The following is a 16629-nucleotide window of genomic DNA, read 5'->3' on the forward strand; positions in this document are numbered from 1 at the left end:
TCCCGGCCCTCCACCACCAAATCCCACAACTCATCCGGAGAACCCACCCCACCCGGATAACGACACGCCATCCCGACAATCGCGATCGGCTCGCCGGCGTCTTCGGTGAGGCGATCGTTGGCCGAGCGGAGGCGTTCGTTCTCGACCATGGTCGCGCGGAGGGCGGCAACCAACTGCTCTACAGATGTTTCCATGATGTCCTCAGCCCTCGCTCGGGTTCCGGGTCGGGTCGGCGGACGCGAGCGCGGCGCGCACCAGGTCGTCGACGTCCATGGTCCTGATCGCTTCGCCGGCCTGTGCGGCGGCCGGTGCGGGTGTCGCGGGTCGGGGGGCGAGCTTCAGCAGCGCGTCCAGCAGACCGGACTCCCGAAGCGCGTCGACCGGGATGTCCGCGAGGGTCTGCCGGATGGCGGCGTCGGCCTCCGCGGTCCCTGATCCGTACTGCGCGGATGCGGCGGATGCGGATGCGAGTGCGGTTCCGGCGGACGATGCGTCCGGCGTGTTCTCGTCGATGCCCGGCGGGAGTTCGTCGAGGAGGAAGTCGGCCAGCACCATCGGGCTGGGGTAGTCGAACATGAGTGTTGCCGGGAGCCGGAGGCCGGTGGCCTTCTGGAGCCGGTTGCGGAGGTCGATCGCGGCGAGCGAGTCGAGGCCGAGCTCGGTGAAGCCCTTGGATACGTCGATGGTGGCCGGGACGCTGTGGCTGACTCCGGCGACCTGCTCGCGCACGACGTCCAGCACGGTGCGCTTGCGTTCGGCCGCCTTCATGCCCGACAGCCGCTGTTCCAGGGTCTGTTCGGTGGCGGGGGCTGCGGCCGCCGCGGTGACGGCGGGGGCGCGTACCTCCTTGCGGGCGGCGGGCCGTTCCGGCGCGCGGAGCACGTCCTTCAGCAGGTGCGGCGGTTCGGCGGTGGCGTGCTGGTCGCGCTCCACCCGGATCGGTACGAGCACCGGCCGGTCGAGTCCCAGGGCCTCGTCGAGCAGGGCGAGGCCCTCGGCGGTCGGCAGGGCCGGCATGCCCATGGTGCGCATGCGCCGCAGGTCGGCGTGGGTGACTCCGCCCCCGAGGCCGGTCTTGGTCTCCCAGAGGCCGAACGCCAGGGCCGTACCCGGGAGTCCGGCGGCGCGGCGGTGGGCGGAGAGGGCGTCCAGGAAACGGTTGGCGGCGGCGTAGTTGCCCTGGCCGACGCCGACGACCAGTCCGGCGCAGGAGGAGAAGAGGATGAACGCCTTCAGGTCGAGGCCGCGTGTCGCCTCGTGGAGGTTCCAGGCCGCGTCCACCTTGGGGCGCATCACCGTGTCGACCTGTGCGGGGGTGAGGGAGGCGAGCAGCGCGTTGTCCATGACGGCGGCCGCGTGGACCACCGACGTCAGCGGGTGTGCGGCCGGGATCGCGGTCAGCAGTGCGTCGACGGCCGTACGGTCGGACGTGTCGCAGGCCGCGAGGGTGACGGTGGCGCCGAGTCCGGTCAGTGCGTCGCGGAGTGCGGTGGCGCCGGGTGCGTCCTGGCCGCGTCGTCCGGCGAGCAGGAGGTGGCGTACGCCGTGCTGTTCCACCAGGTGGCGGGCGACGACGGCGCCGAGGCCGCTGGTTCCTCCGGTGATCAGTACGGTCCCGTCGGCGTCCCAGGGCAGGGGCGTGGTGGGTGCTGTCGCTGCCACCCGGGCCAGTCGGGGCACCCGTACCTCCGCGCCCCGCAGGATCGCCTCGGGTTCACCGGACGCGGCCACTGCGGGCAGCGACTCGCGGGCCGTGTCCGTGCCGTCGGAGTCGACGAGGACGAACCGGCCGGGGTACTCCTCCTGGGCGGAGCGCAGCAGGCCCCATACCGGTGCCTGGACGAGGTCCACGGCGGCGGCGTCGCTCTCCTCGACGGGGAGGGCGTTGCGGGTGACCACCATGAGGCGGGAGTGGGCGTACCGCTCGTCCGCGAGCCAGGACTGCAAGGTGGTGAGCAGGTGTCCGGTCACGGAGCGGACGGCTGCCGGGATGTCGTCGTGGTCCGGGGCGGGCGGTACGGGCAGGACGACGACGTCGGGTACCTGGGCGCCGCCGGTCAGGGCGGCGCCGAGGGCGGCGAGGTCCGGGTAGCCGGTGCCGGGTCCGGCAGTGAGGGTGTCCTCGGGGCCGGCGCCGAGCACGGCCCAGCGGTCCGTGGCCGCGGCGACGGCGGCGCCGAGGGGCAGTTGCTGGGTGACCAGGTGGAACACGGCCTCGTGCTCACCGCCGCCCGCGGCGGCGGCCGCGTTGACCTTGGCCGCGGTGACGGGGCGCACCACCAGGGAGTCGATGGTGGCGACCGGGGTGCCTGCGGGGTCGGTGAGTTCGAGGCGTACCGCGTCGGAGCCCTGTGACCGGTGGGATTCGACGGCGGTGATGCGGACGCGCAGCCGGGAGGAGCCGGCGGCGTGCAGGGTGACGCCGGACCAGGCGAACGGCAGCTGGGTGCCGCCGACGTCCTGGGGGCGGCGGCCGTCCATGAAGTCGGTGGCGCTGAGCGCCGCGTCGAGGATGGACGGGTGGAGGCGGAAGTCCTTCCCGACGTCGAGGGAGTCCTCCGGCAGGGACACCTCCGCGAAGGTCTCCGCGCCCCTGGACCAGATGCCGCGCAGGCCCCGGAACATCGGGCCGTAGCCGTAGCCCTGGCCGGTGAGGTAGTCGTACACACCGGAGATGTCGACCTCGGTCGCACCCGTGGGCGGCCAGTCGGCCGGGGCGGGGGCGAACGCGCCGGCGGGCGGTGCCTGTCCGGTTCCCGGGGCGAGCACACCGCTGGCGTGCTTGCTCCAGGGTGCGCCGGCCGGGGCGTCGTCGGCGCGGGAGTAGACGGCGAGTGAGCAGCGCCCGCCCGCGTCGGGTGCGTCGACGACGACCTGGACGGCGAGTCCGCCGTGCGGCGGGAGCGGCATCAGTGCCTCGATGGTGAGTTCCTCCACCACCTCGCAGCCGACTTCCTCTCCGGCCCGGATGGCGAGTTCGATGTAGCCGGTGCCGGGCAGCAGCACGGTCCCGAGGACGTCGTGGTCCGCGAGCCAGGGGTGGGTGCGGACGGAGAGTCGCCCGGTGAGCACCACGCCGCCGGCCTCCGGGGAGGCGACCACGGCGCTGAGCAGCGGGTGCGCGGCGGCGGTCTGGCCGAGGCCGGTCACGTCGCCGCCGACGGGGGCGGGGGCGTCGAGCCAGTACGTGGTCCGGTCGAAGGCGTACGTGGGCAGCTCGACCGTGCGTCCGCCGCGGCCTTCGAGGACGTCGGCCCAGCGGACGACGGGTCCGGCGACGTGCAGCCGGGCGAGGGCGGTGAGCAGGGTGGCGACCTCGGGCCGGCCCTTGCGCAGGACGGGCACGGTGAGGGTGTCGGGCGTGTGGTGTGCGGTGGCCTCGGTGAGTGCGGTGAGCACCGCGTCGGGGCCGAGTTCCACGAAGCGGGTGACGCCCTGGCCGGAGAGGTGGGCGATGCCGTCGGCGAACCGGACGGCCTCGCGCACGTGGCGGACCCAGTACTCGGGCGAGGTCAGCTGCTCGGCGGTCGCCTCGGTGCCGGTCACGTGGGACACGACGCGCATCGAGGGAGCGGTGTACGTGAGTGTCTGGGCGACCTTCCGGAACGCGTCGAGCATGGGTTCCATGAGCGGCGAGTGGAAGGCGTGCGACACGCTCAGCCTCTTGGTCCGGCGCCCGGACGCGGCGAAGTGCTCCGCGACGGCGAGCGTCGCCTCCTGCTCCCCCGAGACCACCACGGCCGACGGGCCGTTCACGGCGGCCAGTCCCACCTCGTCGCTGAGCAGCGGAAGCACCTCCGCCTCCGACGCGGCGACCGCCACCATCACCCCGCCGGCCGGCAGGGCCTGCATCAACCGGCCTCGTGCCACGACCAGTTCGGCGGCGTCGGGGAGTGAAAGCACGCCTGCGACGTGCGCTGCCGCGATCTCACCGATCGAGTGCCCGGCCACCACATCGGCCCGCGCGCCCCAGGACTCCACCAGGCGGTACAGGGCCGTCTCGACGGCGAACAGGCCGGCCTGGGCGAACATCGTCCCGTTCAGCAGTCCCGCGTCCTCACCCCAGACCACCTCGCGCAGCGAACGCCCCAGCCGGGCGTCCAGCTCACCCACCACCGCGTCGAAGGCTTCGGCGAACACCGGGAACGCGCCGTACAGTTCGCGGCCCATCCCCAGCCGCTGCGCGCCCTGTCCGGTGAACAGGAAGGCAGTCAGGCCCTCCGCCGTGGAACCGGCGGGCGTGACCACGTCCGTGTTCTCCCGGCCGGCCGCCAGATCGGACAGCGCACGCAGCGCCGCGTCACGGTCCGCGGACATCACCACCGCTCGGTGATCCAGCACGCCACGCGTCGTGGCCAACGATTGGCCGATGTCCACCAGCAGCTCGTCGGGGTGCGCCTCCATGTGGGCGAGGAGGCGCCCCGCCTGCGCGGTGAGCGCCGTGGCGCTCCGCGCGGACAGCGCAAGCGGTACGACGGGCAGCGGCACGGCGGACGGCGGCAGGAGTTCGGCGGGAAGCGACACGAGGGGCTGCGGTTCGGTGGATGCGGCGCCGTTCCGGGGGGCTTCCTCGATGATGACGTGGGCGTTGGTGCCGCTGAGCCCGAAGGAGGAGACTCCGGCCCGTCGGGGCCGGTCCCCCGCCGCCCAGGTGACCGGCTCGGTCAGCAGCCGTACGCCGCCGGCCTCCCAGTCCACCTGCGGTGACGGCTCGTCGACGTGCAGGGTCCGGGGCAGCACGCCGTTGCGCAGGGCCATCACCATCTTGATGACTCCGCTGACACCGGCGGCGGCCTGGGCGTGCCCGATGTTGGACTTGACCGAGCCGAGCCACAGTGGGCGGTCGGCGGGGCGATCCCGGCCGTACGTGGCGAGCAGGGCCTGCGCCTCGATCGGGTCGCCCAGCCGGGTGCCGGTGCCGTGTCCCTCCACCGCGTCCACCTCGGCCGGGGTGAGTCCGGCGGCCGACAGGGCCTTGCGGATGACGCGCTGCTGGGAGGGGCCGTTGGGGGCGGTCAGGCCGTTGGAGGCGCCGTCCTGGTTGATGGCACTGCCCCGGACGACCGCGAGGACGGGGTGGCCGTTGCGGCGGGCGTCGGAGAGGCGCTCGACCAGCAGGAGGCCGACGCCCTCCGCCCAGCTCGTGCCGTCGGCGGCGCCCGCGAACGCCTTGGAGCGTCCGTCGGAGGCGAGACCGCGCTGCCGGCTGAAGTCGACGAAGATCTCCGGGGTCGGCATGACGGTGACGCCGCCCGCCAGGGCGAGGTCGATCTCGCCGGTGCGCAGCGCCTGGCAGGCCATGTGGAGGCTGACCAGGGAGGAGGAGCAGGCGGTGTCGACGGTGACGGCGGGCCCTTCGAGGCCCAGCGCGTAGGCGACGCGGCCGGAGGCGATGCTGCCCGCGCTGCCGTTGCCGAGGTAGCCGGCCAGGTCGTCGGGGACGTCGGTGACCCGGCTGCCGTACTCGTGGTACATCACACCGGCGTACACACCGGTCTGGCTGCCGCGCAGCGTCTCCGGGTCGATCCCGGCGCGCTCGAAGGTCTCCCACGCGGACTGGAGCAGCAGGCGTTGCTGCGGGTCCATCGCGAGGGCCTCGCGCGGCATGATGCCGAAGAACTCGGGGTCGAACTCGGCCGCGTCGTAGAGGAATCCGCCCTCGCGGACGTAGGTGCGGCCGGGGAGTCCGGGTTCGGGGTCGTAGAGGGCGTCGGCGTCCCAGCCGCGGTCGGCGGGGAAGTCACCGATGGCGTCGACACCGTCCGCGACGAGGTCCCACAGGTCCTCGGGCGAGCGGACGCCGCCGGGGAAGCGGCAGCTGATGGCCACCACCGCGATCGGGTCGTCGTCGACGGCCGCGAGCGGGGCGGCGGCGGGAGCGGCGGTGGTCGTGCCGGTGAGCAGGGTGTCGAGATGTCCGGCCACGGCACGGGAGTTGGGGTAGTCGAAGACCAGCGTCGCGGGCAGTCGCAGCCCGGTCGCGCCGACCAGCAGGTTGCGCAGTTCCACGGCGGCGAGGGAGTCGAACCCCTGGTCGCGGAAGGCGGTGTCGGGTCCGACCGCCTCGGGGGTCGGCTGGCCGAGGACGGCGGCGACCTGGGTGCGGACGGTGTCGAGCAGGATGCGGGCCCGCTCGTCGGGGGTCGTACCGGACAGCCGGCGTTCCAGTGCGGAGCCGGTGGCGGCCGCCCGGACGGTGCGGCGGGCGGGGGTACGGACCCGGCCGCGGAGCAGTGCGGGCAGTTCGTCGCTGCGGGCGGCGAGCGCCGCCGGGTCGATGGTGAGGGGGACGACGACGGTGTCCCCGGCGACGACTGCGGCGTCGAGGAGTGCGAGGCCCCGGTCGGCGGGGAGGGCGGGCAGGCCGAGGCGGCGCATCCGGTCCAGGTCGGCTTCGGTGAGGTCGCCGCCGAGGCCGGTGCTGACCTCCCACATGCCGAACGCGATCGAGGTCGCGGGCAGTCCGGCCGCCGCGCGGTGGGTGGCGAGCGCGTCCAGGAACACGTTGGCCGCCGCGTAGTCGGCCTGGCCCGCGGCGAGGACGAGGCCGCCTGCCGAGGAGAACATGACGAACGCGGTGAGGTCGGTCTCCCTGGTCAGTTCGTGCAGGTTCCAGGCGCCGTCGGCCTTGGGGCGCAGGACGGCGTCGAACCGCTCGGGCGTGAGGCTGCCGACCAGTCCGCCGTCGGCGACCGCCGCCGCGTGCACGACGCCGCGCAGCGGGTGTTCGGCGTCGATCCCGGCGAGCAGCGCGGCCAGCGCGTCGCGGTCGGCCACATCGCAGGCGGCGATCACGGGGTGGGCGCCGAGGCCGGTGAGTTCGGCGGCGAGTGCCTGCGCACCGGGTGCGTCCATGCCGCGCCGGCCGGCCAGGAGGAGGTGGCGTACGCCGTGTTCGGTGACGAGGTGACGGGCGACGAGTGCGCCGAGGCCGCTGGTGCCTCCGGTGATCAGCACCGTGCCCGCGGTGTCCCACGGGGCGGGCCGGGCGGGCTCGGGTGCGGCGGCCCGGCCGAGCCGCGGCACCCACAACTCGTGCTCGCGCAGGGCGGATTCGGGCTCGGCGGACGCGACGGCGGCGGAGAGCTCGGCGTCGGTCACCTCGGACGCGCCGTCCACGTCGAGCAGGTGGAACCTGCCGGGGTTCTCGGCCTGCGCGGCACGCACCAGACCCCATACGGGGGCCTGCACGGGGTCCACGTCCTCGCCGGGCCGTACGGGCACGGCGCGCCGGGTGACCACGACGAGCGGGCGGTCGGCCGCCTCGGGGTCCGCGAGCCGGTCGCGTATCTCGTCGAGCACGTGGTGGGTGAGGTCGCGCACGGCGTCGGGGACGTACCCGCCCTCGGGCGACACCGGGCAGTGCAGAACGGTGTACGCGGGGGTGGCGTCGGCCGTCGTGGTGGCCGGTTCCGTGCGCTGCCAGCCGATCCGGTGGAGGGAGGCGGACAGTGCGCCGCCCGATGCCGCCGCGATCTGCTCCGGCGAGACCGGCCGGGAGACGAGTGACTCCACGGTGGCGACCGGTGCGCCGCTCTCGTCGGCCACCATGATGGCGGACACCTCGTCGCCGCGCAGCCGCTGGATGTGGACGCGCAGCGAGGGGGTTCCGGCGGCGTGCAGGGTGACGCCGTTCCACGAGAAGGGCAGCAGGGTGGCCGCGTCGGCGGCCGGGTCCGTCAGCAGATCGGCGTGCATGGCGGCGTCGAGGAGTGCGGGGTGCAGTCCGAAGGCTGCCGCCTCGGCGCGGGCGGGACCGTCGAGGGCGACCTCGGCGAACACGTCGTCGCCGCTCCGCCAGGCCGCGCGCAGGCCCTGGAAGGCGGGGCCGTAGGCGTAGCCGCGTTCGCGCAGCCGCTCGTAGGCGGACTCGACGTCGACCGGGGTGGCGCCGGCCGGCGGCCACTGGGTCAGGTCGAAGGCGGGGGCGGGTGCTTCGCGGGTCAGGGTGCCGTGGGCGTGCCTGGTCCACGGGGCGTCGGGGGCGCTGGAGCCGCGCGAGTGGATGCTGACCGAGCAGGCGCCGGACGTGTCCGGTGTGCCGACGACGACGCGCAGGGCGACGCCTCCCCGGGCGGGCAGGGTCAGGGGTGCTTCGAGGAGGAGTTCCTCGATCCGGCCGCAGCCGACGTGGTCGCCCGCCCGGATCGCGAGTTCGACGAATCCGGTGCCGGGCAGCAGCACGCTGCCGAGCACGCCGTGGTCCGCGAGCCAGGGCTGGGTGGCGGTGGCGAGCCGTCCGGTGAGGACGACCCCGCCGTCGTCGGGCGTCGCCACGGCGGCGCTCAGCAGGGGGTGGGTGACCGCTTCGAGGCCGACCGCGTCCAGGTCGCCGGGTGCGGTGGCCAGGTCGAGCCAGTAGCGCTGGTGCTGGAAGGCGTAGGTGGGCAGGTCCGGGCCCTGTCCGATGCCGCGGAGGCCGAAGAGGGTGTCCCAGTCGACGGTGACGCCGCGGGTGTGGGCACGGCCGACGGCGGCCAGGAGCGCGCGGGCCTCGGGCCGGTTCCGGCGCAGCGAGGGGACGAACGCCGCCCCGTCCGGGTCCTGGACACAGTTCTGGCCCATGCCGCTGAGCACGGCGTCGGGGCCGATCTCGATGTACGAGGTGACGCCGCGGTCCTCCAGGAACCGGACCGCGTCCGCGAACCGCACCGCTTCCCGCACGTGCCGCACCCAGTACGCGGCCGAACCCCAGCCCTCCGCCAGATCCCCCGACACACCCGACACCACCGGAATCGACGCGGCACCGAACGACAGCCCGGCCACCACCGCCCCGAACTCCGCCAACATCGGCTCCATCAACGGCGAATGGAACGCGTGCGAGACACGCAACACACTCGTCCGACGCCCCTGCTCCTCGAACGCCGCGACCAGCCCGCGAACCGCATCCTCCGTACCAGAAACGACCACCGCACGCGGCCCGTTGACGGCCGCGATCCCCACCTCACCGTTCAGCAGCGGAAGCACCTCGGCCTCCGTCGCCTCCACCGCCACCATCGACCCACCAGCCGGCAACGCCTGCATCAACCGACCACGCGCCACCACCAGCTCAGCCGCATCCGCCAACGACAACACACCCGAGACGTGCGCAGCCGCGATCTCACCCACCGAATGACCCACCAGGAAGTCCGGACGGACCCCCCAGGACTCCACCAGCCGGAACAGAGCGGTCTCGACGGCGAACAGGCCGGCCTGGGCGAACATCGTCCCGTTCAACAGATCGACGTCCTCACCCCACACCACCTCACGCAACGAACGCCCCAACCGGGCATCCAGCTCGACCAGCACCGCGTCGAACGCCTCCGCGAACACCGGGAACGCCTCATACAGCTCCCGACCCATCCCCAACCGCTGCGCACCCTGACCCGTGAACAGGAAGGCGGCCTTGCCCTCGCTGACCGTGTCCCGTACCGGTCCCGCGCCGGAGGCCAACGCCTCCAGGACCGCGGTGAGTTCGGTGCGGCCGGCGCCGAGTGCGACGGCGCGGTGTTCCAGGGCGGCGCGGGTCGTCGCGAGGGCGTGGCCGGTCGCGGCGAGTGCGTCGTCGGGGACGGTCGCGAGGTGGCTGAGCAGGCGCGCCGCCTGGGCGCTCAGCGCCTCCGGGGTCCTCGCCGAGAGCGGCCAGGCGACCGGGGCGGACGTGGAACCGGCCGGCTCGGGCGCGTCCTGCGGTGTGGTGGCGGGCGGCTCCTCGATGATCACGTGGGCGTTGGTGCCGCTGATGCCGAAGGACGACACCCCGGCGCGGCGCGGGCGGTCGTGGGCGGGCCAGGCGGTGGGGCCGGTCAGCAGCGCGACGGCGCCCGAGTCCCAGTCCACCTGAGGTGAGGGCTCGTCGGCGTGCAGGGTCGCGGGCAGGGTGCCGTGGCGCATCGCCTGCACCATCTTGATGATGCCCGCCACCCCGGCCGCCGCCTGGGTGTGGCCCATGTTGGACTTGATGGAGCCGAGCAGCAGCGGGCTGCCGTCCGCGGGCCGCTCCTGGCCGTAGGTCTCCAGCAGTGCCTGGGCCTCGATCGGGTCGCCCAGGACGGTGCCCGTGCCGTGGCCCTCGACGGCGTCGACGTCGGCGGGGGTGAGGCCGGCGACGCTCAGCGCGCGTCGGATGACCCGCTGTTGGGCCGGTCCGTTGGGTGCGGTGAGGCCGTTGGACGCGCCGTCGGAGTTGACGGCGGAACCCCGGACGATGCCGAGCACACGGTGGCCGTTGCGTTCGGCGTCGGAGAGCCGCTCCAGCAGGAGCATGCCGACGCCCTCGCCCCAGCCGGTGCCGTCGGCACCGCTGCCGAACGACTTGCACCGTCCGTCGGCGGCCAGGCCGCGCTGCCGGCTCATGTCGACGAAGGTGTCGGGGGTGGACATGACGGTGACGCCGCCCGCGAGGGCGAGGGCGCAGTCGCCCCGGCGCAGGGCCTGGGCTGCCCAGTGCAGGGCGACCAGGGAGGACGAGCAGGCGGTGTCGACGGTGACGGCGGGGCCCTCGATGCCGAGGGTGTAGGCGACCCGGCCGGACACCACGCTGGCGAGGCTGCCGTTGCCGTGGTAGCCGGCCACGTGCTCGGGGAGCGGGCCGAGCCGCAGCCCCCAGTCGTGGTACATCACACCGGCGAACACACCGGTGTCGCTGCCGCGCAGGGCGTGCGGGTCGATGCCCGCGCGTTCGACGGTCTCCCAGGCGATCTCCAGCAGCAGCCGCTGCTGCGGGTCCATGGCCTGGGCCTCGCGGGGGCTGATGCCGAAGAACTCGGCGTCGAAGTCGGCCGCCTCGTGGAGGAATCCGCCCTGGTCGGTGAGGCTCTTGCCCGGTGTACCCGGCTCGGTGTCGTGGATGTCGGTGGCCCAGCCGCGGTCGGTGGGGAACGCCGAGACGACGTCGCGCCCTTCCTCGACGAGCCGCCACAGCTCCTCGGGCGAGGTCACGCCGCCGGGGTAGCGGCAGGCCATGGAGACGATGGCGATGGGGTCGTCGTCGGAGACGGCGGTGGTGGCCGGGTTCTGCCGGCCGGTCCGCTGTTCCGCGTCGCCGCCGAGCCGGGAGGCCAGGTGGTCGGCGAGGGCGGCGGGCGAGGGGTAGTCGAAGACGAGGGTGGCCGTGAGCGGCAGGCCGGTGGCGGAGCCGAGCCGGTTGCGGAGTTCGACGGCCGCGAGGGAGTCGAAGCCCATCTCGTTGAACGCCCTCGTGGTGACGACGCGTTCGGGACCGTCGTGGCCGAGGACGGCGGCCACCTGGGTACGGACCAGGTCGAGGAGGGCCTCGCCGCGCTCCGAGCGGGTCAGGCCGCTCAGGCTGCGCGCGAGGGACTGCTCGACGCTGACCCCGCCGCCGCCCACGGCGCGGCGCGGCGGACGGACCAGGGCCCGCAGGAGGGCCGGGGCCTCGTCGGCTCGGGCGTTGAGCGTGCGCAGGTTCAGCCGTACGGGGACGACGGCCGGGTGTGCCTCGGTGCTGATCGCACGGTCCAGGAGGGCGAGGTTCTCCGCTACGGACAGGGGCTGGAGGCCGAGGCGTTCGATGCGCCGCAGGGCGGCCTCGTCGAGGGTGCCGCCCATGCCGCCGGTGCCGGTCCACAGCCCCCAGGCCAGCGAGGTCGCGGGGAGGCCGAGGGCGGCGCGGTGGGTGGCCAGGGCGTCGAGGAAGACGTTGGCGGCGGCGTAGTTGCCCTGTCCCGCACCGTCCAGGAGGGTGGCGGTGGAGGAGAACAGGACGAACGCCGACAGGTCGCTGTCGCGGGTGAGCTCGTGGAGGTTCCAGGCTCCGTCGGCCTTGGGCCGCAGGACGGTGTCCAGGCGGGCGTCGTCGAGGGAGTCGACGAGTGCGTCGTCGAGCACCCCGGCCGCGTGCACCACCGCGCTCAGCGGCAGCCGGTCCGGTACGGCGGCCAGGGCTGCGGCCAGTGCGTCGCGGTCGGCGGCGTCGCAGGCGGTGATCGTGACCTCGGCGCCGAGTGCGGTCAGCTCGGAGCGCAGTTCCTCGGCGCCGGGGGCGTCCGCGCCCCGGCGGCCGGTGAGCAGCAGTCCACGTACGCCGTGCGCGGTGACCAGGTGCCGGGCGAGCGTGGCGCCGACGCCGCCGGTCCCGCCGGTGATCAGGACGGTGCCTTCGGTGCGCCAGGGGGTGGTGTCGGGGTTCGGTGCCTGGGTGGTGCGGGTCAGCCGGGGGACGTGCAGCCGGCCGTCGCGCAGGGCGATTTCGGGTTCGCCGGAGCCGGCGGTGAGGCGCAGCAGTTCGTCGGTGCCGAGTGAGCCGTCGGTGTCGAGCAGGAGGAACCGGCCGGGGTGTTCGGCCTGGGCCGAGCGCACCAGGCCCCAGACGGGTGCCTGGGCGAGTGCGGCCTCTTCGCCGGGGCCGGCGGCGACCGCGCCCCGGGTGAGGACGGTCAGGCGTGCGGTGGCGGAGCTCTCGTCGGCGAGCCAGTCCTGTACGGCCGTGAGCGTGGTGCCGAGGGCGGTGCGGACGTCGGCGGCGACGTCGGGTCCGGTCGGGGCGGGGCAGTGGTGGACGGCGCCGGTGTCCGGGGCGGACGCGGCGGGGGCGGGGTCGGGCAGGGGGGTCCACCGGACGTGGTGGAGCGCGTCGGGGTGTGCGGTGGCGGCCAGTCCGCCGGCCGTGAGGGGGCGGACGAGGAAGGAGTCGACGGAGGCGACCGGGGCTCCGGTGGCGTCGGCCAGTTCGAGGGCGACCTCGTCGGTGCCGGTGGCGGTGACGCGTACCCGCAGGGTGGTCGCGCCCGCCGCGTGGAGGGTGACGCCGGTCCAGGCGAAGGGCAGCAGGATGCGGCCGTCCTGGCTGTCGGTGCCGTCCGCCGCGGCGAAGTCGGTGGCGTGCAGGACGGCGTCGAGCAGTGCGGGGTGGAGTCCGTAGGCGGAGGCCGGGTCTCCGGCCGTCTCCGGCAGCCGTACCTCGGCGAACACCTCGCCCCCGGCGGCCTTCCAGACGGCTCGCAGTCCGTGGAAGGCGGGGCCGTATCCGTAGCCCTGCGTGGCCAGGTCTCCGTAGAGGCCGGTGATGTCCAGGGGTTCGGCACCGGGCGGCGGCCAGGTGCCCGACGCGAAGTCCGCGGTGGGCCCGGCCGGGCCGCGGGGGGCCAGGAGGCCGGTGGCGTGCCGGGTCCACGGGGCGTCGGCGGGGGCGTCCTCGTCGCGCGAGTAGAAGGCGACGGGGCGGCGGCCGGTGGCGTCCGGGGCGTCGACGACGATCTGGAGGGCGACGCCGCCGGTGCCGGGCAGGATCAGCGGGGCCGCCATGACCAGTTCGTCGAGGCGTTCGCAGCCGGTCTGTTCCCCGGCCCGGACCGCGAGGTCGACGAACGCGGTGCCGGGCAGCAGGACATGGCCGTCGATCACGTGGTCGGCGAGCCAGGGGTGCGAGCGCAGCGAGACCCGTCCGGTGAGGACGGCGCCCCCGGTGTCAGCGAGGCCGACCACCGCGCCCAGCAGCGGGTGGCCGGCGGCCATCTGGCCGAGCGCCGTCGCGTCCTGGGCGGCGTCGGGGGCGCTGAGCCAGAACCGTTCGCGCTGGAAGGCGTAGGTGGGCAGCTCGACGCGGTGGGCGCCGGCGCCGGCGAAGAAGGCGTGCCAGTCGATGGGGGTGCCGCGCGTGTGGGCGACGGCCAGGGCGCTCAGCACCTGGTACGGCTCGTCGTGCCCGCGCCGCAGGAGCGGGGCGAACACCGCCGCCGGGCCGGCACTCTCGCGGCCCATGGCGCAGAGCACCGGGTCGGGTCCCAGTTCGAGGAAGGTGGCGACGCCCCGGTCCGTGAGGGAGGCGACGGTGTCGTGGAAGCGCACGGGGGCGCAGATGTGCCGTACCCAGTACTCGGGGTCGGTGAGTTCCCCGGCGGTGGCGAGCCGGCCGGTGAGGGCGGAGACGACGGGGAGCTGCGGTGCGGCGTAGCTGAGGATCCGGGCGATCTGACGGAAGTCGTCGAGCATGGGGGCCATCAGCGGTGAGTGGAACGCGTGGCTGACCCGGAGCCGCTTGGTGCGGTGGCCGGCGGCCTCCAGCCGGGCGGCGACGGCGGTGACGTTCGCCTCGTCCCCGGACAGGACGACGGAGCGGGGGCCGTTGACGGCGGCGATGCTCACCGTGTCGCGGCAGTGCGCGAGGAGCGGCTCGACCGTCTCCTCGGCGGCCTCCACGGCGATCATGGCGCCGTCCTCGGGCAGGGCCTGCATCAGCCGGCCGCGCGCCGCGACGAGGGTGGCGGCGTCGTCGAGGGTGAGCACACCGGCGACGTGGGCGGCGGTCAGCTCGCCGATGGAGTGCCCGGCCACGTAGTCGGGGCGGACGCCCCAGGACTCCAGGAGCCTGAACAGGGCGACCTCGACGGCGAAGAGGGCCGCCTGCGCGTACTCGGTGCGGTCCAGGAGGGCCGCTTCGGGGGTGTCCTCGTCGGCGAACAGGACGTCCCACAGGGAACGGTCGAGCTGGAGGTCGAGGTAGCCGATGGCGTTGTCGAGGGCCTTGGCGTAGGCCGGGTGGGCGTCGTACAGCAGGCGTCCCATGGCGAGGCGCTGGCTGCCCTGGCCGGTGAAGAGGAACGCGGTGCCGCCGCCGGTGACGGAGGTGAGGACACCGGGGGCGCTCTGGCCGTCGGCCACGGCGCGCAGCCCGTCGAGGAGGCCCGCGCGGTCGCCGGCGAGCACCACGGCGCGGTGGGGCAGCGCGGCACGGGTGGTCGCCAGGGAGTGGGCGAGGTCGAGCGGGCGGGCGTCGGGGGCGTTCTCGACGTGGGCCAGCAGGCGTCGGGCCTGGTCGCGCAGGGCGGCCTCGGTCCGGGCCGAGAGCGTCGCGGGCAGCGGGCGTCCGTCGTCGGCGGGGGTGCCGTCGCCCTCGGCGGCGGCGCTCCGCGCGGTCCCGGCCGGCGGCTCCTCGATGACGATGTGGGCGTTGGTGCCGCTGACGCCGAAGGAGGAGACGGCGGCCCGGCGGGGGCGGTCGCCGGGAGCCCACGGCACGGGTTCGGTGAGCAGCCGGACCTCCCCCGCCGACCAGTCGACGTTGGGCGAGGGGGCGTCCACGTGCAGGGTCGCGGGCAGCACGCCATGACGCATCGCCATGATCATCTTGATCAGGCCGGCCGAGCCGGCGGCTGCCTGGGTGTGTCCGATGTTGGACTTCACCGAGCCGAGCCAGACCGGCTCCCCGGTGCGTTCCTGCCCGTAGGTGGCGATCAGCGCCTGGGCCTCGATGGGGTCGCCGAGCGTGGTGCCGGTGCCGTGCGCCTCGACGGCGTCGACCTCGCCCGCGGTGAGTCCGGCGTCCGCGAGTGCCTGGCGGATGACCTGGCGCTGGGCGCGGCCGCTGGGCGCGGTCAGCCCGTTGGACGCGCCGTCCTGGTTGATGGCCGTACCGCGCAGGACGGCGAGGACCGGGTGGTTGTTGGCCCGTGCGTCGGAGAGGCGTTCCAGGACGAACACACCGGCGCCCTCGGCGAACGCCGTGCCGTCCGCGGCGGCGGCGAAGGCCTTGACCGTGCCGTCGGGGGCGAGTCCGCGTTGCCGGCTGAACGCGGTGAACACACCGGGGCTGCCCATGACGGCGACCCCGCCCGCCAGCGCGAGGGTGCACTCGCCGCGCCGCAGGGACTGGACGGCGAGGTGGAGGCCGACCAGCGAGCCCGAGCAGGCGGTGTCGACGGTCAGCGCGGGTCCTTCCAGGCCGAGCGTGTAGGCGACCCGGCCGGAGACCACGCTGGGGGCGTTGCCGCTGAGCAGGTATCCGTCCAGTCCGTCCGGCGCCTCGTGCAGGCGCATCGCGTACTCCTGCGGCTCGGCGGCGACGAAGACGCCGGTCCGGCTGGAGCGCAGGGTCCGCGCGTCGATCCCGGCCCGCTCCACGGCCTCCCACACGGTCTCCAGCACGAGGCGCTGCTGCGGGTCCATCGCGAGGGCTTCACGGGGGCTGATGGAGAAGAAGTCCGCGTCGAACTCGGCCGCGCCGGACAGGAATCCGCCGTGCCTGGCGTAGGTGGTGCCGGGGGTCGTGGGGTCGTTGTCGAAGAGCCGGTCGAGGTCCCAGCCCCGGTCGGTGGGGAAGTCGTCGCGGATGTGGGTGCCGTCGGCGACCAGTCGCCACAGGTCCTCGGGGGACGACACGTCTCCCGGGTAGCGGCAGCCGATGCCGACGACGGCGATCGGGTCGTCGGTGGCGATGCCGGGTGCGACGACCGGGTCGGGCAGGTCGGGCAGGCCCAGGGCCTCGGTGCGCAGGTGTGCGGCGAGCTCGGCCGGTGAGGGGTGGTCGAAGGCGACGGTAGGGGGCAGTGCGAGGCCGGTGGCCGCGGCCAGCCGGGCGTGCAGCGCCACCAGCGCCACGGAGTCGAGCCCCAGCTCGCGGAAGGCGCGTGCCGGGTCCACGCTCTGCGCGGCGTCCGGCCGGGTCTGCCGCAGGACGGCCTCGGTGTTCTCCCGCACCAGGTCGAGCAGCACCCGGGTCTGCTCCGAGGTGGGGAGGGATTCCAGCTCACGCACGAGTGCGGACTGCTGCACCGTGCCCCCGTCCGGCACACCGTCGGTGCCAGAGACGAAGTTTCCCGACTCAGTCATCTGCACTCCACACAATTGTCGCCCGTCGCCGGACGGAATTCACCAGGGAACCGCACCACTTGCGGGTCACGCTATGGAAGG

2 protein-coding genes are annotated in these 16629 nt (G+C 74.5%); both read right to left on the bottom strand.

Features of this window, described 5'->3' with window-relative positions; translation table 11 throughout:
* A partial coding sequence (locus AB0I52_RS00005; RefSeq protein ID WP_363067313.1) for a beta-ketoacyl synthase N-terminal-like domain-containing protein occupies positions 1 to 194 on the bottom strand: 194 nt, incomplete at its 3' end.
* Between the two features lie 7 nt (positions 195 to 201).
* Entirely contained in the window at positions 202 to 16548 is a 16347-nt protein-coding gene (locus tag AB0I52_RS00010) for a type I polyketide synthase (RefSeq protein ID WP_363067315.1), read from the bottom strand.
* Between the last annotated feature and the right edge of the window lie 81 nt (positions 16549 to 16629).

The organism is Streptomyces sp. NPDC050423 (genome assembly GCF_040655445.1).
In the GTDB taxonomy this organism is placed as follows: domain Bacteria; phylum Actinomycetota; class Actinomycetes; order Streptomycetales; family Streptomycetaceae; genus Streptomyces.

Coding starts and splice junctions, on each gene's coding strand:
- AB0I52_RS00010 (WP_363067315.1), bottom strand. CDS start 16,548: ATGACTGAGTCGGGAAACTTCGTCTCTGGCACCGACGGTGTGCCGGAC.